Raw genomic sequence first — 23,912 nt, 5'->3', positions numbered from 1 at the left:
GGTGCTGTCTTATTAATGTTAAGAAACATCACTTCACTGTAAAGCTCGTCTCGACTAAAGTTTTTATCTGACTGATTTGAAAATTCCGCTTGTTCGTGTTACATTACGTTTACTCTGATTAGATTGGGTGGTTGTGTTGTCTGGCATTCAAGCGGGCGTTGCACTTATGCTTATAATCGCTGTGATTGCACTGTTTTTTGCAGGAGTGCGGATTGTTGTGGATCGAACCTTAGGTACGTTTTATGACAACCTTTTTCGTGGATGTTATCAATTGTATCGAACCATCGTGGAGCGCCTTAGGTGAAGAAATCGGCGCGCCAACGAACGACTCTACAAACTTATACTTTCGGGAGGCTTGAAGATGAGCTTAAAAGCTACGGTCGTACTCAAACAAGTCATGCGTTTATTCGTCTTAGTTTTAGGTTTGTTTATCTTCATTGTCTCACTTGTTCAATTAATGGGAGTTTCATTGTTGCCAGCCGTTCATTACATGGTAAATGGTTCAACGATCTTGATGGTTCTAAGTCTATTTTTGTTTCTCATGTTTGAAAAGCATGAGAAACTGAAACAACAAAACCAAGTTCCCTTGTAAAATTTATGGACGTGTAGCTAGGTGAATATAGACAGGCTCGTTTGCAATCGTTAAATCTGGAAATAAAGTTTGACTCATCACAAAGCCCGCTTCTTCAAGTGCTGCCGACATATCTTTAGAAGAAACTCTTGGACCCCGTGACTTTTCTGTGGCTTCAAGTTCAACGACTTGAATCATTCCACCTGGTTTTACTACGCGGAAGGCTTCAGCTAACGCGCTTGAAAGTGGTTTAATTTCATGAAGCGCAATGGATGCGACCACAAGATCAACATGCTGATCTTGAAGTGGAATGGATGTAAAGTCTGCTTCAAGCGTTGTGATGTTCGTTAATTGTTGCTCACTCGCAGATTGCTCTAGATAGTTTAATATGTTCAAATCCCGGTCAAGTGCGTACACATCACCTGAGGTTTGTTTTGCAGCAGGCAGTGTTACATAGCCCGTCCCAGCACCTAAATCCAGAATGGTACTTTCAGTTGATAATGGGAGTAAGTCAAGTAACGTACTTGCTGGAAAATGAGTGTGGCGATGCTCATTTTCTAATGCTTGGATTTTCTTTACGTGCTTTTCGTTAGTCATCGTATCATCCTTTTCGTATTACAGATATAACATATCTTTAATAACTTTAATACAGGAGGTTTAATAAGTAAACGGAAAAATGTAGATTGGTTTCCAGTATATTGAAAATGGGTAAAGAATTACAAAGGGGGAAGTCAATGCGTAGTATAGTTATTTCTTTGTTTGTGATTTTTATGGTCGCTTGTTCCAATGGTGCTGTTTCTGAGGCACAACTACAAGTGGATGAGACGTCGTATAATGTGAACATTCCTGAACATACGAGTTATGAGATTTTATCGATTTGGCAAAACGAGTCAATGTCCTTAGATTCGCTTATCGTAAATTACGGTCACCGAGAATCTTCTGAACCGAATTTAGAGATTGCAGAACTTGCGGATTTTGAATATGTCTATGGGGGTTATGATGGCGAACCAGAAATAAACCTTGAAATTCATGTGTCGCCAACGACTCCGACCCATTCAGAAGAAGTATCCATTGGTGGACATTATGTCGAAGCCACTCAATTTGGAGAGGACATTGAGAACGTCTCCCACCATTTTCCTCACGGTGATTATTTCTATTCGATCTATTATTTAGGTGATGAAGTAACGGTTGAAGATGCGGAAGCGTTCACGAAGCAAGTTCTTGATGAAGACGTTGAGTAGAATTAATTTTCAGTCATGGTATATTAAAGTTAGTAAACTCTTGGGGAGGTCAATATGTTGGCGAAAGTTGAACGGAATCAACCACGTAACAGAGATCCACTACTCTCATCTTGGGTTGGAGCCTTTGGAGACGTTTTGTTGTACGTGCCAAGGATGTTTGCCTCTTTCTTTAAAAATGGTTTGTAATCAATAAAAGCGACCTTGTTCTCTAACAAAAGAACAAGGTCGCTTTTATCATTTTATTTACGGTGTTCTGGCTTTAATTGATGGTTCTCATCAAAGTGATCATTCGGGTGATAATGAATCAATGATCGTTCATCGATGGCTTTTACATGTTGTCTAAAGCTAGCCAACATGGCTTTACGTTCATCGACGCTCGCGCGAGCAGGCTGGTAGGTAATATAAGGTTCAACAGGCTGCATGCCGCTAAAGTAAAGCATCCCGTGGTTAATGTGATAAAGAATGGTCGTCATGTCTCCATCAATTCCAGTCGGGCTAAAGCCTTTTTCAGCAGACCCAACCGTAACTGATAGCATCGCTTTACGACCACGTAAAGCTCCTTCACTATACCTGCCTAGCCCTCCACCATAAATGGTTCCAGCAGCAAACACCCGATCGAACCACCCTTTTAGAATTGCAGGCACACTGTACCACCACAATGGGAATTGAAAAATCACAAAGTCCGCCCAAAACAAGCGATCAAGTTCAGCCTGAATTTCAGGATGGAATCCATGCTCCTCAGAAGCAAGTGCTTGTTCAGCTTGGTATTTAAAAAAATCTGGATTGCTTTGTTGTTCAAAATCACCACGGTCCGCTATCGCTTTGAAGTTTGCCTGATACAAATCCGACACACGTACCGTGTGACCTTGTGATTCTAATTCTTCGACAGCCGCATCCTTTAAAGCACCGTTAAATGATTTCGGTTCAGGATGAGCATAAACAATCAATATGTTCACGATAAGGTGCCTCCGTTAAGCTTCTTTTTGATAAACAAGTTTTCCGCGGTGAAAGCTGTACAGCACAGGGTTTTGTCTTGCAACAAACTCTGCAGCTGATGAACTATCAACGAGAATGAAATCTGCCTCCATCCCCTCGACCAACCAAGGCTGTCCTTTAGCTAAAGAAAAAGGTTTGTCAGTAATGAGACTCAATGCATCTGTTAAGTCTTCTTGGCTTCTCATTCGATAGACTTCTAAATAGCGGTTAAGCTTTTCAATTACATTCCCAGTGCCAAGAGGTGACCAGGAATCGTACACATTATCGCAACCAAGTGATACGTGTACCCCCGCTTTATGTAATTCTTCAAGAGGTGGGAATACCCCGTTTAAAGGTAGGCTAGAAATAATGTGAACGCCAGTGTCGGCGAGTTCTTTAAATACTTCTTTTCGCTCCTCGCCAATAAAGTCGTTTAAGCCAAATGCATGACTAATGGCAACCTTGTTTTGCCACTTGGCTTCTTTCGTTAAGCGTAATAACTCACGTACGGTATTTCTTCCGTGATCGTCACGATCATGAACGTGGATGTCAATCGGTGCATTAAATTGTGTAGCCAGTTCAAACGTTTGATGTAACGACCGCTCTAAATCACCATCGAGTGAGGAGGGGTCAACACCACCAACGAGGGTAGCGCCCGATTGGAGTGCGGTTAATACATCGTTGTATGCGTTTGAGCGAAGTAACCCGTGTTGAGGGAACGCAACAAGCTCATATTCAAAGGTTCCCTTATATTCGTGAAGTAATTCAATGGTTTCTTCTAAGTAACGTTGACCAACTTTAGGGTGAACATCAATGTGCGATCGAAAGAAGGTCACTCCATGTGAGCGTTCAAGTTCAATTAAGTTTCTTGCCCGCTCTTTAAGAGGGAGGTCGAGGGCATCAAGTTCATCGATTTCTTTCGTGAATCGTTCGACAAGGTTACTTGCTGGTGTAACCGGTCGCCATGGCACTCCTAACTTACTCTTATCTAAGTGACAATGCATTTCGCGAATGGCTGGAAGGAGCAACAATTCCTTTCCATCAAACGCATCAGTGTCGGTTGGTTCCTCTGAGGCGGGAGTAATGTTTGAGACATTCCCATTTTTAATTTGAATATCTACGAGCGATGTCGCACTTCCATAGATGAATTCATTTTCTTCTAAGTATCCTGTTTCGAGGCGTACGCGTTTAATGGTTGTCATGTAATCCGTCCTTTGTTGTTTAGTCATCAATCTACCTGTTAAAAGTCAACATCGGTCCCTGTGTTTGTATCTATGGCCTTTTCGTAAAAATAATTCGCAACGACAATATCAACGATGGCAAGGCCAACGGATTTGAAGACGGTAATTTCTTCATCATGTTCACGGCAGCTAAGTTCACCAGAAACAATTTTTCCGAGTTCCCCGTGGATTTGATTCACTTGATAATCGCCATTCTCAATCGGAGTAATAAGGTCCCCTGTCTCTTCAAGTGCAGCATCGACAGCTTCAACAACAACTTTATGTGCATCTGTCACGGTATGTGTCGGTAGTTCTTGCATCGTAGGTCGAAACGATCCGACTGCATTGACGTGAGTGCCAGGTTGTAGTGAAGCGTTGTACACGGGTGTTGATGAATTTGTTGCGGTTACGATAATTTCGGCATGTGTAACAGCATCATCGGCCTGATCATGGAAGTGGACGTTCGCGGGCTGACTTAAATCATGCTGTAGTTTATGAGCAAAAGCCTCAGCTTTTTCTTTGGAGCGATTGTAAAGGTGAACGTCTGTAATGTCTCTCGTAGCAAACACGGCAGCGGCGAGGCCGAAGGCTTGTTCACCAGTTCCAATGATGGCGAGTGTCGTTGCGTTCTGCTTTGCTAAATATTTCGTTGCAACTCCTGAGATAGCCCCCGTTCTAATCATCGTTAAGTAGGAACCTTCTAATATGGCAACGGGTTCGCCCGTTTTGTAATCGGAAAGAGCGACAAACCCATTAATGAGTTTCTTGCCAAGATCTTTGTTGTTCGGAGCAACGGTGACGACTTTCACGCCGATCTTTTGGAGACCGTCAGCTACAGATGGCATAAACAAGGCAGTGTTTTGTTCGTCATCGTAAGGAAGAGCTGTGCGAATTGGAGTGTTGGTCCTCCCCGAAGAATACTCTTCTAAAGCAACTTCCACTCGCTGAATAATTTCTTTCATGTCCATAAGTGATGTTAATTGCTTCTCATTTACAATTCTCAACGTAGATCCATCCTTTTAAAGAAGTAGTAGAAAGAACTTTCAGAATAAAAGTGAACTACTATTATAGTATCAAACTTTGTAGTTCCAGGCTTCGGTTTTGAGGGGAGTTCGACCGGTTCAGCTCACAAAGGTGATTGTTTGTGGGCAGAAGCGATAAAAATCGCAATGATGGTCAAGTTCTACTCACATGATTTGAAGTAGAGCATAACGTCGAACAACAAAAAAACTCCTTGCAAAGCCTTTGCTTTGCAAGGAGTTAATCAATGGTTACGCAAGGTTAAGTGCGATATCCATCATTTTCGTAAATGAATTTTGGCGTTCATCAGCAGTTGTTTCTTCTTGCTTGAATACGTGGTCACTTACAGTAAGGATTGTCAGTGCATTTACGCCAGCGGCAGCTGCGTTCATGTAAAGAGCAGCAGCTTCCATTTCAATACCGAGAATGCCCATGTCACTCCACTTTTTAGCGGCAGTTTCGTCGGCATTGTAGAACGTGTCACTTGTTAGGACGTTTCCTACGTGAACCGTCTGACCTTGCTCGTCAGCGATGTTCTTCGCTTTCTCAAGAAGCTCGTACGATGCAACCGGCGCATAGTGGCCTGGTAAGTTGTACTGGCTAACATAGTTCGAGTTCGTAGAAGCACCCATAGCGAAAATAATGTCGTAAAGGTTCAAGTCGTCTTGAAGCGCTCCACATGAACCGACGCGAATTAAATTTTTCACTCCGAAAATGTTAATGAGTTCCCATGAGTAAATGCCGATACTCGGTACACCCATGCCTGTCCCCATTACTGAGATTTTCTTTCCGTTATACGTTCCTGTATAGCCAAACATGTTGCGAACGCTATTAAATTGAACAACGTCTTCTAAATAGTTATCTGCAATAAATTTCGCACGTAATGGATCTCCTGGTAGAAGAACCGTTTCCGCGATTTCTTTACCTTCTGGATTAATGTGAGCGGTTTGTTTATGTTCTGTCATGAGTATGTCTCCTTTACTGATGGTATCAAGAGTTCCCCTCCACTATCCTACATGAGACAGGGCTATATTGTCCATTTCCATTAGGATTCGTGTGAAGTCGTATTTTCTTTCTTAAGGCGGTGTGCGTGGTGTTTCGTTCCCCACTCATGCATTGCTTCAAGGATCGGTTGAAGCGTACGTCCATAATCTGTGATGGAATACTCGACTTTCGGTGGAACTTGAGGATAGACTTTTCGTGAAACGATGTCTTCTTCTTCAAGTTCACGCAACTGCTTCGTGAGCATTTTCTGGGTAATACCAGGCATTTGACTTCGTAACTCAGAGAAGCGTTGAGTTCCGTGATTAAGCAGGTGAAGGAGAATAATTGGTTTCCACTTGCCGACAATAATTGTTAATGCGTCATCTATTTTACAAAAGTCGGGTTCATACTTCATCGAGATCCCTCCTAAGTATCATTTAGTATACTATGGTTCCTAAAAGTGCGTACTTCCTAAAATAATCTGTTTCGTTCATACTATCATTAGTTACACTCACAGAAAAGACAAGATTCCGAAAGGGTGTTGAAATAAAATGGACAAAGGTCGTTTTAAATCAGGACAAGGATTAGAATTCGGATTGTATACGTTAGGGGATCATCTGCACATCCAGAAACGGGAGATCGAATCTCAGCAAAGCAAAGAATTCAAGAAATTATAGAAGTCGCAAAGCTTGCCGAACAAGCAGGCATTGATTTTATAAGCGTTGGGGAGAGCCATCAAGACTATTTCGCAACACAAGCTCATACCGTCGTTTTAGGTGCAATTGCTCAAGCGACAGAAAAAATTAAGATTGGAAGCTCATCGACCATTATCAGTACGTTAGATCCTGTACGCGTGTATGAGGATTTTTCTACGATTGATTTAATTTCTGAAGGACGAACAGAAATTATTGCAGGAAGAGCATCAAGAGTAGGTCTTTATGATCTGTTAGGGTATGACTTGCATGATTATGAGGAGTTGTATGAGGAGAAGTTCAATCTTCTTCGTAAAATAAACGAAGAAGAAGTCGTCAATTGGAGTGGTAAATTCCGCAAGTCGCTAAAAGATGCCAGAGTCATTCCGAGACCAGTAGAAGCAAATTGCCGATCTGGAGAGCAGTTGGCGGTACACCTGCCAGTGCGATGAAAGCAGGCCACGCTGGCGTCCCGATGTTCCTTGCTCACCTTGGCGGTGCGGCTAGTCACTTTAAAGGAACGATTGATGCATATCGCGAAACAGCTAAAGCGAATGGACATGACCCAGACTCATTACCGATTGCAACGGCTGGGTTCTTCTATACTGCAGAAACGACTCAACAAGCTCAGCGAGAGTATTATCCGCACATTAATGAAGGCATGAAGCTAACCAACGGTCGTGGATTTCCGAAACAACAGTTTGCACAAAGTGCGGATATTCGCAGTGTCGTCAATGTAGGAAGTCCACAACAAATCATTGAGAAGATTCTCTATCAACATGAGCTCTTCGGACACCAGCGCTATATTGGTCAGATGGATTTCGGGGGGGTTACGATGGCGCAACTTCGTAATAACATCGAGTTGATCGGGACAGAGATCTTACCCGCCATTCGAAAATATACGTCTAAAGGATCGTGAAGAAAATGAATGTTGTTGTTCTGTCAGGTTCAACCGTCGGTTCAAAGACACGTACGGCGATGAACCAAGTGATGGACAAGCTTGATAAGCATACGGTCGATGCAACGTTACTTGATCTAGCGGATTACACGCTGCAATGGAGTGATGGACGTCATTACCTCGATTACGATGGAGATACAAAGTATATGACTCAAACGATTATGGATGCGGACGTTCTAGTTATTGGTACTCCGGTGTTTCAAGCATCTATTCCAGGAACATTAAAAAACGTTTTTGACTTGCTTCCAGAACGTGCATTTGAGCATAAAACCGTTAGCATTGTGATGACAGCAGGATCCGCGAAACATTACCTGATCGTCGACCAACAGTTAAAGCCGATCTTAAATTATATGAAAGCTCATATTACGCAAAGCTTCGTGTTCATTGAAGAAAAAGATTTTCTAAATAAACAAATCATCAATGATGATATCCACTTTAGACTTCAAGATTTAGTGGACGATACGTTGCTTTTGTCAGAAACGTTAAAGCAGCTTCGTGAACAAAAAGAAGCTGAGTTTGATTTTTGATGAAGTAAGTAAGGTTCATGATGAATGGCATTGCTCGTTAAGGGTGATGTCATTTTTAGTGTTGTTATAGTTGATTCGTCAATCAAAGAAGCACTCAAAAAATGATTTCACTTGAATTATATCTTCAACTTCTCTATATAGAATGAAAAATGAATTTGTTGATTCAGAGCATATACAATTACGATCTGCATGAATAATTGAGTTCTTAAAACGAATATCAATGATTGGAACGTAAGGCGGTGACGCCTGCGGAAGAAGGAGCTCGGCAGTTCCTCCGCGGCATAGAAAACACGGTGACTGCGAAACAGGAGCCGATGTTGCTCTTGTGCCAAGGGTGCAATCATCCGCCTGTAGTAGGAAATCATGGGATAATGTTTTGTTCAACTTATTTAAATAAGCACCTATTCAACTAAAGGGCGCGATGAAGGCATTATCGTTTGTCTATACTCTTATTAGTCCATTTTGAAATTGAACGAATAACTACTTTGTATAAAAGTGTGATAAAAAATTGAAACAAAATAGACTCTCAATTTTATTAAGAAGCGTTAGGTTTGACTTAACAGAAAAACACTTTTTAGTAACCACGTCAAAAACATTGAAAAAGCAGGTATTCTCAAAGTACCTGCTTCTTCAGTGTTCATATCATTACGTATGACGATGATGTCTTCCGATCGGAACAACGAGTGGGGTCTTTGATACTGGATCTAGAATCACTTCGCTTTTCATATCAAAGATTTCTTCCACGCGTTTACTCGTGATTACATCAGTTGGTGTTCCTTCTGCAATTAGCTGGCCGGAGCGTAATGCGAAAATATAATCCGCATAACGTGCCGTTAGGTTAATGTCATGTAACACCATCACGATCGTTGTTCCGTACTTTTTATTTAGATCAGTCAGTAGATCAAGAATCTCGATTGATACGTAATGTCCAGATACGTTGTTGGTTCATCGAGAAAGAGGATGTCCGTTTGTTGCGTAAGTGCCATCGCAATCCAGACCCGTTGGCGTTGCCCGCCAGACAACTCATCGATATTCCGATTTGCAAGTTCTGTAATTTGCATCATATCCATCGCTTCAGCGACTGCGGTATAATCTTCTTTTGACCAGCCTTTAAAAAACGATTGATGAGGGTAACGGCCTCTGCCTACAAGGTCTGTTACCGTAATCCCTTCAGGAACAATCGGAGATTGCGGCAGTAAGCCTAGCAGTTTCGCGAGTTTTTTAGATGGCATTTGGTGAATGGACTTCCCATCTAACGTAACCGCTCCGGCGTCCGGTTTTAATAGTCTGGCCATCGTTTTTAATAGTGTCGACTTTCCGCACGCATTTGCACCGATAATTACGTTAATCTTGTGACTTGGAATTGAAATACTTACGTTGTTCAAAATGGTCTTCTGATCGTAGCCTGCGACAACTTCTTCTGCTTGAAAAGTATGCTTCGGTTTTATCATAAACTTCCCCTTCGGTTCATGCGAATCAATAAATAAAGCAAGAATGCGCGCCAAGAATTCCCGTGATAATCCCAACTGGAAAGCGTACGTCAAACGCAAATTGGCCAATTAAGTCAGCGGCAAGAACTAAATTCGCACCCACAAGTCCAGCAGGTAGAACATTGGAATACCCAACGCCTGCGATCCGTTTCGCAATTGGACCTGCCAAGAAAGCAACGAAAGCAATCGGTCCTGTCACAGACGTAGCAAACGCAATCATGCATACGGAACTAACAATCAATAGTATTCGCGTTAAATCCGTTCGAAGCCCTAATGAAATGGCTGCTTGTTCGCCAAGCTCTAACAATTGAAGGTGTCGTCCTAAGAAGACAATGATCGGTAAAAAGATCATAACAACAAGCACTAATGGGGCAAGGCTATTCATCTGTACACCGTTAAGACTTCCGCTTAGCCAGCGAAGAGCAGAGGGAAGATCTTGATGACCCCCAACCATAAGTAAATAAGAGATAACAGCACTTAACATCGCTTGAATCCCAATTCCGACTAGAATGAGCCGACCGATGGAAAACGCACCACTTCGTGAAAGAAAATAAATAACGATAACGGTAAGTAACCCTGCGATAACAGCACTGAACGATGTAACGGCTTGGCTCGTTTGTAGGATTAAAATGCAAAACAGTGCAGCGACACTTGATCCCGCTGTAATTCCCAAGATTTCAGGGTTTGCTAGCGGATTACGTAACATCGTTTGGAACGTGTTACCAGCAATGCCGAATGCAATTCCGGCAAGCAATCCAGCAAGCATTCGTGGGAAGCGAATGTTGTTTACAGCAAATGAGACACCTTCAACAGTTTCACCAGTGAGGGCTCGAAATACATCAGCCGGGTGATGAAACGTATTACCAAGTAGCAACATGGCAACACAAAGGACCATAGCGGTAATGATTAATAGAAAGTTAACGAGTAACCAGCGACGTTGTCTTTTTTGACGACCGTGTTTAATTGTAATGAGAGAATTTGTAGTCATAGTGAACGCACTTTCAATTTAATTGCTAAGTAGATTAGTAATGGGGCGCCAATTAAGGCAGTAACAACGCCAACTTCAAGTTCGCCCGGACTACCAATTACACGACCAACAACGTCAGCAAACGTTAAAACCACCGCACCAGCAATGGCGGCCATCGGGATGACGATGCGTAAATCGGGTCCGAGCAATAATCGAACAAGGTGGGTAGCAAGTAACCCAATAAAGCCAATTGGACCGGCCAAGGCCGTTGCGACTGCACATAACACAACACCAGCAAAGGCAGAGAAAATGCGCAACGTCGTGAGCTGAACACCTTGACTCTTAGCTAAATCATCACCGAGTGCAAGTGCATTTAACGCAGGTGCAGTACAGATTGCCAGTATCACCCCAGCAATAAGAAACGGCAAAAACGTCAAGATTGCATTCCAGCTTGCTGATCCTAAACTTCCTACTTGCCAGAAACGAAATTGATCCATCACATCGGTTCGAGGAATTAAGACGGCACTTACGAGCGACGACAGCGCCGCACTCGTGGCTGCACCAGCCAAAACGAGCTTTAACGGTGTTGCTCCAGTCCGTCCAAGAGATCCTATTGCATAGACAAAGATGGCAGTTAGCATCGCTCCAGCAATAGCAAACCAAATGTATTCACTGGCTGTACTAATATTAAAAAAAGCTAAACCACTAACAACAAATAGTGCAGCACCTGTATTGACGCCTAGAATACTAGGGTCAGCGATCGGATTGCGAGTGATCGCTTGCATAAGTGCACCTGACACCCCCAGTGCAGCACCACAAAAAAGAGCAAAAACCGTACGGGGAATGCGCTCACGAACAACGCTTGCCCCGTACGAATCTTGTTCAGGATAAAAGAGCCCTGTCATCAGTTCATTCCAAGTAACGAATCGAGAACCAAAAGCAAGGGAGAGAACACTGACAATGAAAAGCAATACAACGGAAATCACGATTGTTTTTGTTACTGTTTTTGGAACAAATACGTGATTTTCTTGCGATGAAATGCGGGAATTACTCATCTAGTTTTGCGACTGCGTCTCCAATAAGTTCTACATACTCTTCAATCGTGTATTCAATTGAAAGTGGATTCGGAGTACCAGCGGCAGCGAGTGGCGTTGCATTGCCGACCATTACGACAGATCCGCGCTCAATAGCAGGGATTTGACCGAGTCTAGAATCGGCTTTTACAGCTTCGTACAATTCCTCATCACCGTATCCGATAATAATGTCAGCATCATTTAGTACGTCGGCATTTTCTGCACTTAGACTTAGGAAAAATTCATCTTTATTTTCAATCATTGCTTCAACGTCTTCAGGCGTACTTAACCCTAATTCTTCTTTTAGGAACGAAACGCGCGTATCAACAGGTGTATACAAGTGTAGGTTCGACATATCATCTGCAGAGAAGTTTACCCAGACAACGCTTTTCCCTTCAATTTCTGGATAATCTTCAAGTGCTTCATCGATGGTCGCTTCGGTATCTTCAATCAATTGTTCACCTTCAGCTTTCATTCCCATCCCTTCAGCATTCATGAGTACTTGCTCTCGCCAAGGTGTCGTCCAAGGCGTCGTAGGGTAGGCAACGACTGGAGCAATTTGTGTTAGTAAATCATAATCTTCTTGTGTAATTCCAGAATAACTGGCAAGAATGACATCAGGGTTGGAGTCAGAGATCGCCTCAAAGTCTAAACCATCCGTATCTTGGTAAATATTCGGATCTGTAACACCGAGTTCATCAAGCTGATCTTTCGTCCATGGCAGAAGACCACTGTCATCTTGTACACCATAATTCGCGGCTGAGAAACCAACCGGCTCAACTCCTAGTGCAAGGGCAATGTCTTGATTTCCCCATTGAACGGTAGCGACTCGTTCAGGTATGTCGTCTAAAACCGTCTCTCCAAAGGCGTGCTCGATCACAATTTGTTCGTCTGCGCTTTCGTCAGGTGTAGCGGTTTCTTCCCCATCCCCATCACCTTCAGGTGTTGTTGCAGAAGTTGTATCGCTAGATTCATCTGAACAAGCGACCAAAGCTAGTGAGAGTAAAGCGGATGAGAATAAAAGATGAGAACGTTTCATATTAATCGAAACCCCTTTTTGTATGTAATTGCGAATGACAGCAATGAATTCGAAAATGATAATCATTCTCAGCCAGTGTATAGCGACTGATAACGATTGTCAATTAAATTTTTTCACTATTGTTAAAAGGTTGTCATGGTTTGTTACCTCGTAAATGAGTTAGTGAAATCCTGGATCCCGTATGAAATAAGCCTCTAGGAGAATGTAACTATGAAAAATGAAGCGCTAAAATAAAATTTATGTAGAAGAATAATTTGTACGATTTTTTCATAACAAATTAAAAACGCCAAATTGAGTTTTGGCGTTAAGTAAAAATCATTTGAGAAATGGTAATACCGATGAGTGCCCCAATGAATGCGAGTCCGAAGTAAAGCATGTATTTTTTCTTAATGTATACCACCTCCATCTCGTGAATGTAATAGCGTTCAGCCTTTAGAGTCAGCAGATTGCTTACCATTAAATGAAACGAAGAAGACGATTAAACCAACGATGAATGCAGCGAGTGCAAACCAAGCTAGCGTATTGGAGACTGGTATGACATCAAGGAAACCTAGTACAGCAATCACTGGCATTGCCGTAATACTTAACAGTACTGTACGATATCTTGAATGCCTCATTCCTTTTTTAAAATTACTCATCTGTACACCTCCGAAATGTATAGAGAAGATTCCATCAATCAAGGGTAAACGATTCTTCGAATTCATCACCTTCAGCAGTTAACCAACGAATATCGACCTCAATCGGTTGATCAGGGGTTTGCATACACCCTGAGCACTCGCTTCCGGATGTGAACGTCCCGCTTCCATGTAAGGAAGCGCCATGAACCGCACTACCCGTACTTGAGTCAAAGCTAAATTCCACAACGTCTTCAGGGTCCTCTAAATACGTTAACGTAATGGTACTAGTCTCTTCGGCATCAACCGTTTGGTCCGCATGAAACGCCACTTCCCAAAACTCTCCTTCATCACTTTTCTTTAAAATTTGAGAACAGCCAGCCAGTAGTGCAACGACGACGATTGAAAGAATAAAACGTCTTTGCATGTGCTAACCTCCCCAATGAGACGCCTTATATTGAATAATAAGAATTATCCAAAGCTGTTCATAGTTCGTAATACCCTTATTCCATTAATTGGGGAAACTTAAACGTAGAAACGTAGCAACACGAATTGTTCAATATGTGCATCTTTGATATGAGTGGCTAGTAAAAAAGTGCAGCTTTCATGATAAAAATGTAGTGCTACATTTTAAACATTTTTAGTTTAATTTCACTATAAATAGGGTAAATAGTCATTGTCTTAATCTTAATTCTACCAATTGATCTACTCTTATATGAAAACGGATACGCTCTCACCTTAAAACGAAGGCTAGATTAAGGCTATAGATATAAAAGGAGGGGATGACGATGTCAGAAGAAAAGAAGTCAGAAGGGCTCACGAGACGAGAGTTTATTCGAAACGGTAGTTTCGCAGTCGGTGGATTAGTTGGCGGTACGTTGCTCGGAAGTTTTCTCATAAACCCATCGTCAAGCACACAGACAGCATCAGAGAACGGTAATGGTGATCATGATCACGGTTCAAGTGACGATTATATGAGAGCCCGAATGTTTTTTAAGCGACAAGAAGATTTTCGAGTACTTAGTGCAGCAGTCGAGCGAATTTTCCCTGAAGATGAGATTGGTCCAGGAGCTGTATCTTTAGCAGTTCCGTATTTTATTGATCGGCAACTAGCTGGCTCATGGGGATTCAATGCACGTGAATATATGGATGGTCCGTTTGAAGATGGTGCAGAGACGCAAGGAAACCAGTCGGCTCTTAATCGTCGCGATGCATTTTTGAAAGGCGTTCGTCTCATTCAAAATCAAGCGAAAGCGAACTTTGAAGGCGAAGCTTATTACGATTTAACGGACGAGCAACAAGATGAGATTCTTGAGAGCTTTGAATCTGGAGATGTAGAAATGAGAGGCATGAGTTCTTCTCAGTTTTTTGAGCTTCTAAGAAAGGCAACGCTTCGTGGTGTTTATTCTGACCCAGTATATGGCGGAAACTTAAACATGGACGGGTGGAGAATGAAACAGTACCCAGGTGGGTTGATGAATAACATGGACATCATTGAGGACGAAGAATTCCATGATATTGAACCAGTAAGCTTACACGACCATCATACGTAAAAAGGACTGAGACATATGGCGATAGAATTACCTAAAAAACAAGCGGTTGTTGTTGGCGTCGGTTGGGCAGGAGGAATTATTGCTTCAGAGCTTACGAAAGCTGGGATTGAAGTCATTGGCCTTGAGCGCGGTGGAGAACGTACACCTGATGATTTTATCATGCAAAAAGACGAACTGCGATACGCACTTGATCATGAATTAATGCAAGATCTCTCAAGAGAAACGCAAACGATTCGTAACACAACAGACATGACTGCATTACCGATGAGACAACTCGGTTCATACTTGCTCGGTACAGACGTTGGAGGCGCTGGAATCCACTGGAATGGACAAGCACCACGGTTCTTCCCATATGATTTCCAAATCCAGACGATGACGTTAGAGCAATACGGTGAAGGAAAAGTAGACGAAGACATTACGATTCAAGATTGGGGCATTACATACGAGGAGATCGAACCTTACTATACGAAGTGGGAGAAGATGGCGGGTATTTCCGGAGAACAAAACGAAATGACTCCTGAAATGTCAGAAGAGTACCCAACGCCACCAATGAAAGAATCCCCAGCCATTCGATTGTTCAAAGAAGCATCTAGTGAGCTTGGCTTGCATCCACATCAACGACCATCAGCAAATCTTTCAGAGAATTATACGAACCCTGATGGACAGACGATTTATCAATGTCAATATTGCTCATTTTGTGAACGGTTCGGCTGTGATTATCAAGCGAAGTCTGATCCATTGATTACGGTAATCCCAACGGCTTTAAAGACAGGGAACTTTGAGATTAAGACCCATGCTAACGTACGAGAGATCGGCCATGAAGATGGTGTTGCGACAGGTGTTTATTATATTGATGGAACCGACGATCAAGAGTATTTTCAACCTGCGGATATCGTTATTATTACGACTTACGTGATGAACAATACGCGCTTGCTGTTGCAATCAGGAATTGGTCAACCGTATGACCCTGAAACAGAAGAAGGCGTGGTAGGGAAGCATTATTGTTATCAGATCATTTCAGGAGCAGATGGTTTTTTCGAAGATAAGAAGTTTAATCTTTATGCGGGAGCAGGTGCTCTCGGTGGTGGAGTAGAGGACTATAATGCGGACAACTTTGATCATTCTGATCTAGACTTTATCCACGGTGGGGTCTTAGGGTTGCACCAAACGGGGAATCGTCCGATTGATACGAACCCGGTTCCAGAAGGGACGAAGTCTTGGGGCAAAGAGTTCAAAGAAGCATCAACACACTACTTTTACCGACAATTGCACATACAAAGTCAAGGTGCGAGCTTACCATATCGATACAATTATTTAGATTTAGATCCGACATATACGGATGAGAACGGTGATCCGTTGCTTCGAGTTACGTACAATTTCACAGATCAAGATCGTAATCTAGCAAAATATCAAGCTGAACGAGCGATGGAAATTATGGAGCAGATGGGTGCGGACATCGTTGAAGAAGTAAACCATGCGACAGGAGATTATGATATTGTCCCGTATCAGACGACTCATAATACCGGGGGTACGATTATGGGAGCGTCTAGTGAAACATCTGTTGTGAACAACTATTCTCAAGTATGGGATTGTGAGAATTTGTTCGTGGCAGGAGCGTCTACGTTTTCACATAACGGAGGAAACAACCCGACCCCAACCGTTGCAGCGCTTGCCTACAGAGCAGCTGAAGGCATTCTTGATTATATCGATGACCCTAGACAATTAGTAGTAGACGGTAACTAAGGAGGGAACGAGTATGAGTCCATTAAACATCGGAATCCCGAGTTTGATTCTTATTCTACTATTAGCATTGTTAATCTTTGGACCGAAGAAGTTACCAGAGATTGGTGGAGCGTTTGGACAAACGATCTCAGAATTTAAGAAGACGACCAACAAGTTAATGGATGATGAAGACACTAAGGCTGATCAGGACGTACCGAAAGCAGCTCAAGTTACGACGATTGCGAATGTTGATCAAAAGAAAGATTAATTGCTGAGAACCTTGTTCTCAGCTTTTCTCGTATTTAGCATGAAATTAAAGAATATAAGTATAGACAGATGGCTGGAGTATCGCTATATTTAATAGTTGTGGTTCATGTTCGATTTAATATAGTTTCATAGCTTGTAAACTTAGTAAAACTTCTTCATTTGAACGAATACATACAACTAAATTAAGGGGTCGGTCACTAGAGTTTGATTTTGACTTTCTCCAATAAGAAACGATACGAGTGAATGATAAGCATTGGTCAGAAGCATGATAGAATAATTGGACGTGGTTTGAACCTAAATGGATGCTCGTGCTTAAGGGGAAACGTCTTTGTGGAACCTATCAAAATAGTGCTCGTAATGATTAACATAGGAAAGCGAGGTGAAACTGTTACTAGTAACAGTTTTTTATAATGAGGAATGTCTCTTTAGAATCACTAAAGAGATGTTTTGCGTGTTGTTAGTAACAGGTCTGTTGCCATGAGTGGAACAACAACTGAGGAAATGAATCGACAGCCAACATTGGATCATATATCCGTGTTACGAGGAGCTGTCATTCGAACACTGATCATTTTTTCATTACTTTTTATTACCATGTTTATATTGTTACGGTTTTATATGGATATCTTAGTCGGTGACTTTGAGCTCGTTATGCTCGGTCCGCTAGATGCCATTAAATTGTATTTTTATTTGTCTGGGATACTTAGTGTCGGCTTATCACTGCCGTATATCGTGTTTGAAGCGTGGCGATTTGTTAAACCTGCGTTAAGTGCACGTGAGTCTAAACTGATGTTCAACTACATACCTGCTGTATTTCTCTGTTTCGTCTTAGGGCTCTCGTTTGGTTATTTTGTCATCCATCCAATTGCATTTATGTTCTTTATTGAGCTAGGTGAAATGCATTTTAACATGATGATTACAGCGTCTGAGTACTTCTCTTTCCTCATGATGACGACGATACCGATTGGATTTGTCTTCCAACTGCCGCTCGTTATTATGGCTTTAACATCACTTGGAATTGTTGAACCAGAGACGTTTGCAAAATCAAGAAAGTATGCGTACTTCTTTCTTTTAGTCATTTCAACGTTAATTACACCACCTGACTTCTTTACACCATTCCTTGTTGTCATTCCATTTATTATCTTGTACGAAGTTGGAATTTACGTATCCAAAAAAGTGATTAAGAGAAAAGCAAGCAAAGAAGCAAACAAGGAAGAAAGCACAGAGGCATAAGTGAAAAAGCCAGAATCGACAAACCATCGATTCTGGTTTTTTATTGGACTTGAAAAATATGGATTGTTATGTTTATATTTAAGTAATTACTTAAATACTTAAATAGATGAACGTTAGTAGGAGAGAACGATGCTAAACAACGATGTGTATAAGGCGCTTTCAGATGAGAATCGAAGGAGAATATTGGATATTCTTCATGAGAAAGATCATACAGCAGGAGAGATTGCCGATCAATTTACGATGAGTAAAGCGGGCATTTCACAACATCTCAATATCTTAAAGCAAGCGGAGTTAGTGTATGCCAAAAAGCAAGGGCAGTATGTGTTGTATTCACTGAATACGTCCGTGTTCCAAGAAGTCGTTAGGTGGTTGATGAAATTTAATAAGGAGGAATAGTTAAGATGTTCGTAATGGTTTTGCTAACGATTGCTGGTGTTGTAAGTAGCGTGATTTATTACAGTTTGCACGGTGGCGGAGTCGATGCATTTGTTTATCCGGTGACTATGATCGGAGTTGTTGGGTTGCATGTCTTGACAAATCGATTGAATGCACACCAAGAACAGTACAATCGCTATCGTTCAGGCTTAACTATAGTGATTGCGAGCGTTGTTTTCGTACTATTCGTTCTTCTTCACGTAATGAACTTGTATGTACTTGGGTTATGGCTTGATCCGCTAGTTATCGGTCCATTCAGTGTTGGACTCGTATTCTGCGTGATGGGAAATCAATTGCATCGGTTTAAAATTCATGAAGAGACACTTTCCGCCAAAGTGTGGAATAACAGTATTCGCCCATTTTCTTTTGCATTTGTCATTAGCGGACTCCTTATGATTGGGGCGATCTTTGCGCCATACACAATAACGTTGTTTTTTATCGTACTCGGACTTACGATTTTATTTTTAGTGATCCGTTTTGCATCGGAGCTGCGATTCGTTTCTTAGCTCTCTTTCATCATCACATGAGCTCTCTGAAATAAATGATGAACAGATGGACCGTATACGTAACGGTAACAACAAAGACGATCGTGGGAAAAGCAAGTGTGTACTGAACCTTTTTCTGAAGAACATGACGGACGTGAAGAAGGCAGACAAACGTTAGGAGAAAAGGGGTTAGATAAAAGATCCATACGTGATAGGGTGTAACGAACAACGATGAGAGCAAGGTGCTACATGTTGCTAACCAAAGGCTTATGAAGAGCAACGTAACATGGAAGTTGCGAGTCCTCAGCTCTTCAAGCACATCGGATTCTGGCATGTGCCGACGGAAATAAGAGTTGAACGTCAAAAAGGACATGATGAGTGCAGCGCTTAAGGCGATGACGAGTTGAAATGGCGTTAACGAACCTGCAAACCCTAAGGCGAGGAGGAACACGCCGGATACAACACTAAGTAACAATAAGACGATGAGGTAAGAAGCAATAAGTAACATAAATTCTCCTTAGTGAGCAAGGTTGGTAAGACCAGTCGACGAATAAACGGTGCAGACGACATTCATTTATGTCTGCACCTCTATTGAAGGCAACGCGTTTATTTTGGTTAAAACGCTGATAAACCAGTGCTTTCTTGAACACGATATAGCCAATATTTCCATTGGGGTTGTTCACCGTAATGCGCGTAAGGCAAGGTGTATTCTCGGTCTTCTTCGTTATTCCATAAACGAACGAAGTACTCATCTAGTTGTTGCATCATCTCATGGTCAGTAGATCCTGCAAACATCACGTTTGTTTCTAAGTTGTAGTCATCTAAGTTTCGCCTCGTAAAGTTAGCTGAACCACCAGTAACGACGGCTTGATTCCCATTTTTAATGTACATCATTTTTGTATGGTATTGTTCACCGTCCGTATTGTACCAGCGAACTTGAATGTTCGAATGGGCCCGCTCAAGCTCATCTGCAACAGGACGGTTGGGTACCCCGTTTTTCTCATGCCCAAACGCTTCGCTATTCCCATCTAAAATTAATCGAACGATGGCGCCTCGCTCTGCAGCATCCTTCAATTCATTAATCACATCTCGATCGGAGAGATAGAACAAGCCAAGCCAGACTTCGCTTCCTTCTCCACTTTCTTGAAGGGTGTGCAAAATTTCCGTTTTAATGGCATACTCTGTGACGACTTTGCCTTGAATAGTTTCGTCTGAACTCTGATTTGTTGGGTTGGCCTCTAACGTTTCTAACACGTGTTCTGCTCTAGAGAAACGAGCGACTGCTTTTTCTGTTTCTAATAAATGGTGAACAAGCTCCCCTTCTACATAAAAGGCGACGTTTGAATGATAAGCACTTGCATCGTGTGCGTTTGCGGATGTGACGAGTCCACTTTGTTCAGTGAGCACGACTTTACGATGATTTGCTTTTGAATTAAACAGATCAAGGTACCCTCGTAACGTAACGGGTTCGGCTTCCGAGCTAAATGGACTCGGCAAATACCCACCCGCCGGTGTCCCAAACCATTGCATAAACGCACGCCAAGCTCCGGAGTAAATCGGGTTAGAGTCAGGAGCTTTTGACATGTCCGTCCAGACAACATGAATACCGACACTTCTCATAAACTCTATATGCTCTGGAACACGACTGCCGTAAAAGCTATTGATGCGATCTGTCGTAACAACAATGGTCATATCGGGGTTTTGTTCTTTCTTTAAAGCTAAATGACTACTAAGCCAACTCGAAAGTTCAGGAAAGTCCATGTCAGCTGGGTATTCGTCATTAAACAAAAACATATCAACGAGAATAAATGATTCTGCCTCATGAATCATATCTTCGACTTTCTCAAAAATCACATGGTCATGAACGGCCGCCCCGTGATCCGTATACGTTTCATCCAGCAAAAGTTGTGCAGAGGATACATCGTGCCACCCACTATCATAGCTTAATGACTCGTCTGGCAAAGGTTTGTAAATGCCATAAATCATAAACACAATGTAAAACGGAAGCAAAAGCAATAGAAATTTGCCAACGGTATATCGTTTAAGGGGTCGCTGTTTTAAGGATCTCAAAACAAAAGCACCTCGTTTCATGATCTTTAGATCAACTCTTGTGAATTATCTAATAATGTGAAATGCTTGTAGCTAAAAAGGAGTACTAGTGATGACGAAACCAGTAATTGGAGTTACGCCACTTTATGATTATGAAAAGAATAGCTATTGGATGCTTCCAGGGTACATGGAAGCCATTGAACTTGCAGGTGGAATCCCTGTCGTCTTACCTTTTATGAATGATCAGGCTTCGATCCAGCAATTAACGAGTATGTATGACGGTTTTCTATTTACCGGCGGTCACGATGTGAACCCGGCGTTATATGGAGAAGTGAAAAGCAATCTGTGTGGTGAAGTATGTAAAGAGAAAGATGAATTAGAGTATGCGCTATTCCATGAAGTGTTAAACATGAATAAGCCTGCCTTCGGTATTTGTCGTGGTCTACAGCTGATGAATGTTGCTTTAGGTGGGAGCCTTTATCAAGACCTCCCAACCGAAATTGCGCAAGATGAACCCATTTTACATAAGCAAGAGCCACCGTATGACCGTCCAATCCATCAAGTGTCTATTCATCCTAATTCTTCCCTATATGATATCGTTCAAACGACCACATTAAAGGTTAATAGTTATCATCATCAAGGCATTAAGAACTTAGCAGAAGGCTTTGAGCCTTATGCGGTCGCAGACGATGGACTTGTTGAAGCGATTGGTCATCGAGATTACGAATTTGTGCTAGCGGTGCAATGGCATCCTGAATTCCATGTGCAAAGTCCTTCCAGCCAAGCGTTATTCCGTGCTTTTGTGGATCATGCGAAAGTGAACATGCCGGTCTAAGACTTTTCTATACAAAGGTGGAAGCGTTCAATGATCATCTCAGTTTCTAAGCTATCATTCGTGAATGTTATTGGTGTTGTTTGTATATCGATTATTTTCACCGATTGATCTTGAAAGAAAGCGAGATCCCATTCAGGTCGCTCGACTGAACTTAGAGGCTGATGCCGTGCAATTTCCTCAATGATATTCGTATTAATTCCTTCAAGGTGTACCGTTTGATGAGGATCGTCGTACGCCTTTGATTTACGAAAATTCGCATAGCGATTATCGAAAAGGTGCAAATAATGGTTACCATCAAAGTTAAGCAAGCGACCGCCAGGTTTCAATACACGTAACCATTCATCGTATGCTTGTTCCGGTGAAGAAAGGTTCCACGTCACGTTTCTAGTGACAATGAAGTCAAACGTGTCCGAGACAAATTGCAACAACTGTGCGTCCATAACAGAGAAATCAATTGTTAATCCTTTTGTCGCCGCATTTGCGTTGGCATGTTCGATCATCGATTCAGACGTGTCAACACCATAAACCGTATGGCCCATCTCTTGAAGCAAGAGGGCAAGAAAACCAGGTCCACAACCGAGATCGAGACATTTCAATTGCTGGCCGGCAGGGATGTAGTGTAGTAAATACTGTTGCCATTTGTGTTTCGTTTCATCGGATAGTTCTTCAACACTCGATTTAGAGTAGCCAAGTGCCCGCTCGTCCCAATACGCTGTGATGTTATTCATCGGTGGTCATCCTTTTCTACTATGTAAAATTACTTTGCAGGTTTTGCGCCAAACAAGACAGCAAGCCCTACAATGATGGCAAGAAGTAGCCAATGTTCAAGGGTCGTAAGCTCAACTGAGAAATAACGCAGAATTATAAATGTGAGTAGTGTACTCACTCCAGCTAAAAGTGCAACGACAATTCGTCTAGACATAAAATCACCTAATCCAATCGTTCAGTCAAGCGTATCGTACCATGTACACGTTGAAAAGAGAACGTTCTTAGATGAGCGAGGAATTCCTTGGTCTGAGAAACAGAGTAGTCCAGGGGGTTTATGTAGGGGATTTCAATAAATTTTGGTCAACATAAGCGAGAAATTCTACCATAAGACCAGCTATGTGGTGATTGTTATGTTTTATGATGGGATCTTACTTGTTTGAGCTCGATTAACAGTAAAAGAACGTTGTCAAAGGAGACAACGTTCTTTTTGAGTTCTTACTTTGCCGTTACGCCGCCATCTACGGGCAGTTCAATACCGGTGATGTGATTCGCTTCATCAGAAGCGAGGAAGAGGACAGCATTTGCGACTTCTTCAGCATTTCCAAGTTGCGGTAATGCGACTTGCGTTAAGAAATAATCTTTATATTGTTCCATAGAAGGAGCGCTCATCGGTGTAATGATGTACCCTGGATGAACGGAATTGACGCGGATGTTCTTCTTTCCATAATCAACAGCTGCAGCCTTTGTAATTGAGCGAACAGCCCCTTTGGATGCTGTGTACGCTCCGGCGCCAGCCATTCCTGTTAATGCAGAGATGGAGGAGATGTTCACGATCGAACCCCCATTTCCCTCCATGAGTGGGATAGCTTGTTGCATCCCAAACATGACGCCGTTGATGTTAATTCCGTACGTTCTTGACCAATCTTCTTCCGTTTGTTGCTCAAAAGGTGTAGGTAATGAAATTCCAGCGTTATTAACGAGAATATCAAGGCGACCAAATTGATCTTTAACATCAGCCATGATCTGCTTCCAATCTTCATTTGAAGCGACGTTATGTTTATAAGCAGTAGCTTGTCCACCTGCTGAAGTGATTGTTTTTACAACTTGTTGTACAGCTTCTTCATTAATGTCTGTGGCAATGACTGTTGCACCTTCTTTAGCAAAACGAAGGGCTTCTGCTTGACCCATTCCGCTACCGGCACCTGTAATCAAAGCAATTTTATTTTGAAGTCTCATTTGAAAAAGCCTCCCTATTCA

The 23,912-nt window shown here is 42.1% G+C and carries 26 protein-coding genes and 3 pseudogenes; 12 read left to right on the top strand and 17 right to left on the bottom strand.

Going from position 1 to position 23,912, the window contains the following annotated elements; translation table 11 throughout:
* Positions 1-136 precede the first annotated feature (136 nt).
* Entirely contained in the window at positions 137-304 is a 168-nt protein-coding gene (locus JCM19038_RS22820; protein WP_193745100.1) for a hypothetical protein, read from the top strand.
* 57 nt (positions 305-361) lie between these two features.
* A complete protein-coding gene (locus JCM19038_RS09705; RefSeq protein ID WP_042417270.1) occupies positions 362-592 on the top strand; it encodes a hypothetical protein in 231 nt (76 codons plus the stop codon).
* A gap of 3 nt (positions 593-595) precedes the next feature.
* Here the strand turns inward: JCM19038_RS09705 and JCM19038_RS09700 are convergent, their stop codons facing one another.
* The gene (locus JCM19038_RS09700) at positions 596-1,168 is read right to left on the bottom strand and encodes a class I SAM-dependent methyltransferase (protein WP_042417265.1); all 573 of its coding nucleotides are present in this window, start codon (positions 1,166-1,168) and stop codon (positions 596-598) included.
* 137 nt (positions 1,169-1,305) lie between these two features.
* Between JCM19038_RS09700 and JCM19038_RS09695 the strand changes: the two genes are divergently transcribed.
* On the top strand, positions 1,306-1,812 hold the full coding sequence (locus JCM19038_RS09695) for a hypothetical protein (RefSeq protein WP_042417262.1): 507 nt from the start codon (positions 1,306-1,308) through the stop codon (positions 1,810-1,812).
* 239 nt (positions 1,813-2,051) lie between these two features.
* Here JCM19038_RS09695 and JCM19038_RS09690 read toward each other — a convergent pair whose 3' ends face one another.
* The 5 genes from JCM19038_RS09690 to JCM19038_RS09670 all read right to left on the bottom strand — a co-directional run bounded on the left by JCM19038_RS09690 (position 2,052) and on the right by JCM19038_RS09670 (position 6,426).
* Positions 2,052-2,768, bottom strand: coding sequence for an NAD(P)H-dependent oxidoreductase (locus JCM19038_RS09690; RefSeq protein ID WP_042417259.1), 717 nt, complete (start codon positions 2,766-2,768; stop codon positions 2,052-2,054).
* Positions 2,769-2,783: 15 nt separating this feature from the next.
* The gene (locus JCM19038_RS09685; protein WP_042417255.1) at positions 2,784-3,989 is read right to left on the bottom strand and encodes an amidohydrolase; all 1,206 of its coding nucleotides are present in this window, start codon (positions 3,987-3,989) and stop codon (positions 2,784-2,786) included.
* 38 nt (positions 3,990-4,027) lie between these two features.
* On the bottom strand, positions 4,028-5,011 hold the full coding sequence (locus tag JCM19038_RS09680; RefSeq protein WP_042417252.1) for an ornithine cyclodeaminase family protein: 984 nt from the start codon (positions 5,009-5,011) through the stop codon (positions 4,028-4,030).
* 267 nt (positions 5,012-5,278) lie between these two features.
* The gene (gene deoD / locus JCM19038_RS09675; protein ID WP_042358494.1) at positions 5,279-5,992 is read right to left on the bottom strand and encodes a purine-nucleoside phosphorylase; all 714 of its coding nucleotides are present in this window, start codon (positions 5,990-5,992) and stop codon (positions 5,279-5,281) included.
* Between the two features lie 80 nt (positions 5,993-6,072).
* Complete coding sequence (locus tag JCM19038_RS09670; RefSeq protein ID WP_042358495.1) at positions 6,073-6,426, bottom strand: helix-turn-helix domain-containing protein; 354 nt, start codon at positions 6,424-6,426, stop codon at positions 6,073-6,075.
* A 136-nt stretch (positions 6,427-6,562) separates the two neighbouring features.
* Between JCM19038_RS09670 and JCM19038_RS09665 the strand changes: the two are divergent.
* Positions 6,563-7,622: pseudogene (locus JCM19038_RS09665) on the top strand (LLM class flavin-dependent oxidoreductase).
* Between the two features lie 5 nt (positions 7,623-7,627).
* Complete coding sequence (locus JCM19038_RS09660) at positions 7,628-8,188, top strand: NADPH-dependent FMN reductase (RefSeq protein ID WP_042417248.1); 561 nt, start codon at positions 7,628-7,630, stop codon at positions 8,186-8,188.
* A 645-nt stretch (positions 8,189-8,833) separates the two neighbouring features.
* On the opposite strand, the pseudogene JCM19038_RS09655 reads toward JCM19038_RS09660, so the two are convergent.
* The 6 genes and pseudogenes from JCM19038_RS09655 to JCM19038_RS09630 form a co-directional block, all read right to left on the bottom strand.
* Positions 8,834-9,636: pseudogene (locus JCM19038_RS09655) on the bottom strand (ABC transporter ATP-binding protein).
* Positions 9,636-10,666, bottom strand: a pseudogene (locus JCM19038_RS09650) (FecCD family ABC transporter permease). Before JCM19038_RS09650 ends, JCM19038_RS09655 begins: the two co-directional pseudogenes overlap by 1 nt.
* Positions 10,663-11,700 (bottom strand): iron ABC transporter permease, encoded by a 1,038-nt coding sequence (locus JCM19038_RS09645; RefSeq protein ID WP_042417245.1) that lies wholly within the window; start codon positions 11,698-11,700, stop codon positions 10,663-10,665. The pseudogene JCM19038_RS09650 and the gene JCM19038_RS09645 overlap by 4 nt, the downstream one beginning before the upstream one ends.
* Positions 11,693-12,757, bottom strand: coding sequence for an iron-siderophore ABC transporter substrate-binding protein (locus tag JCM19038_RS09640; protein ID WP_042417242.1), 1,065 nt, complete (start codon positions 12,755-12,757; stop codon positions 11,693-11,695). Before JCM19038_RS09640 ends, JCM19038_RS09645 begins: the two co-directional genes overlap by 8 nt.
* A gap of 425 nt (positions 12,758-13,182) precedes the next feature.
* Positions 13,183-13,395 carry a hypothetical protein gene (locus JCM19038_RS09635; protein WP_042417239.1) on the bottom strand — a complete coding sequence of 71 codons (213 nt, stop codon included), beginning with the start codon at positions 13,393-13,395 and terminating at the stop codon, positions 13,183-13,185.
* A 34-nt stretch (positions 13,396-13,429) separates the two neighbouring features.
* Entirely contained in the window at positions 13,430-13,798 is a 369-nt protein-coding gene (locus tag JCM19038_RS09630; protein WP_042417236.1) for a hypothetical protein, read from the bottom strand.
* Between the two features lie 361 nt (positions 13,799-14,159).
* On the opposite strand from JCM19038_RS09630, the gene JCM19038_RS09625 reads away from it, so the two are divergent.
* From JCM19038_RS09625 to JCM19038_RS09600, 6 genes are all read left to right on the top strand, one after another.
* Positions 14,160-14,924: a gluconate 2-dehydrogenase subunit 3 family protein gene (locus JCM19038_RS09625; protein ID WP_042417232.1), complete on the top strand. Its 765-nt coding sequence runs from the start codon at positions 14,160-14,162 to the stop codon at positions 14,922-14,924.
* A gap of 15 nt (positions 14,925-14,939) precedes the next feature.
* Positions 14,940-16,667 carry a GMC family oxidoreductase gene (locus JCM19038_RS09620; RefSeq protein WP_042417230.1) on the top strand — a complete coding sequence of 576 codons (1,728 nt, stop codon included), beginning with the start codon at positions 14,940-14,942 and terminating at the stop codon, positions 16,665-16,667.
* 13 nt (positions 16,668-16,680) lie between these two features.
* Positions 16,681-16,914 (top strand): twin-arginine translocase TatA/TatE family subunit, encoded by a 234-nt coding sequence (tatA, locus tag JCM19038_RS09615; protein WP_042417227.1) that lies wholly within the window; start codon positions 16,681-16,683, stop codon positions 16,912-16,914.
* Between the two features lie 476 nt (positions 16,915-17,390).
* Entirely contained in the window at positions 17,391-18,143 is a 753-nt protein-coding gene (gene tatC, locus JCM19038_RS09610) for a twin-arginine translocase subunit TatC (RefSeq protein WP_042417450.1), read from the top strand.
* Positions 18,144-18,272: 129 nt separating this feature from the next.
* A complete protein-coding gene (locus tag JCM19038_RS09605; RefSeq protein ID WP_042417225.1) occupies positions 18,273-18,539 on the top strand; it encodes an autorepressor SdpR family transcription factor in 267 nt (88 codons plus the stop codon).
* A 5-nt stretch (positions 18,540-18,544) separates the two neighbouring features.
* The gene (locus tag JCM19038_RS09600; RefSeq protein WP_042417223.1) at positions 18,545-19,084 is read left to right on the top strand and encodes a hypothetical protein; all 540 of its coding nucleotides are present in this window, start codon (positions 18,545-18,547) and stop codon (positions 19,082-19,084) included.
* A 13-nt stretch (positions 19,085-19,097) separates the two neighbouring features.
* Here JCM19038_RS09600 and JCM19038_RS09595 read toward each other — a convergent pair whose 3' ends face one another.
* Together JCM19038_RS09595 and JCM19038_RS09590 are read right to left on the bottom strand one after the other, a co-directional pair.
* Positions 19,098-19,571 carry a hypothetical protein gene (locus JCM19038_RS09595; RefSeq protein WP_042417220.1) on the bottom strand — a complete coding sequence of 158 codons (474 nt, stop codon included), beginning with the start codon at positions 19,569-19,571 and terminating at the stop codon, positions 19,098-19,100.
* Between the two features lie 107 nt (positions 19,572-19,678).
* Complete coding sequence (locus JCM19038_RS09590; RefSeq protein ID WP_052361377.1) at positions 19,679-21,133, bottom strand: phospholipase D family protein; 1,455 nt, start codon at positions 21,131-21,133, stop codon at positions 19,679-19,681.
* Between the two features lie 91 nt (positions 21,134-21,224).
* Between JCM19038_RS09590 and JCM19038_RS09585 the strand changes: the two genes are divergently transcribed.
* Positions 21,225-21,947 carry a gamma-glutamyl-gamma-aminobutyrate hydrolase family protein gene (locus JCM19038_RS09585; protein WP_042417216.1) on the top strand — a complete coding sequence of 241 codons (723 nt, stop codon included), beginning with the start codon at positions 21,225-21,227 and terminating at the stop codon, positions 21,945-21,947.
* Here JCM19038_RS09585 and JCM19038_RS09580 read toward each other — a convergent pair.
* From JCM19038_RS09580 to JCM19038_RS09575, 3 genes are all read right to left on the bottom strand, one after another.
* The gene (locus JCM19038_RS09580; RefSeq protein WP_052361376.1) at positions 21,944-22,675 is read right to left on the bottom strand and encodes a class I SAM-dependent methyltransferase; all 732 of its coding nucleotides are present in this window, start codon (positions 22,673-22,675) and stop codon (positions 21,944-21,946) included. The two genes, JCM19038_RS09585 and JCM19038_RS09580, sit on opposite strands and share 4 nt — an antisense overlap.
* Before the next feature lie 29 nt (positions 22,676-22,704).
* Positions 22,705-22,869 (bottom strand): hypothetical protein, encoded by a 165-nt coding sequence (locus JCM19038_RS22815; RefSeq protein ID WP_193745099.1) that lies wholly within the window; start codon positions 22,867-22,869, stop codon positions 22,705-22,707.
* 281 nt (positions 22,870-23,150) lie between these two features.
* Positions 23,151-23,891, bottom strand: a complete 741-nt coding sequence (locus tag JCM19038_RS09575; protein ID WP_042417213.1) for an SDR family NAD(P)-dependent oxidoreductase — start codon at positions 23,889-23,891, stop codon at positions 23,151-23,153.
* Positions 23,892-23,912 lie beyond the last annotated feature (21 nt).

The sequence above is a fragment of the Geomicrobium sp. JCM 19038 genome (assembly GCF_000698125.1).
Classification (GTDB): Bacteria; Bacillota; Bacilli; order Bacillales; family Marinococcaceae; genus Geomicrobium_A.
The sequence above is the reverse complement of the archived record's forward strand: the minus strand, read 5'-3'. Positions and strand labels throughout refer to the sequence as shown.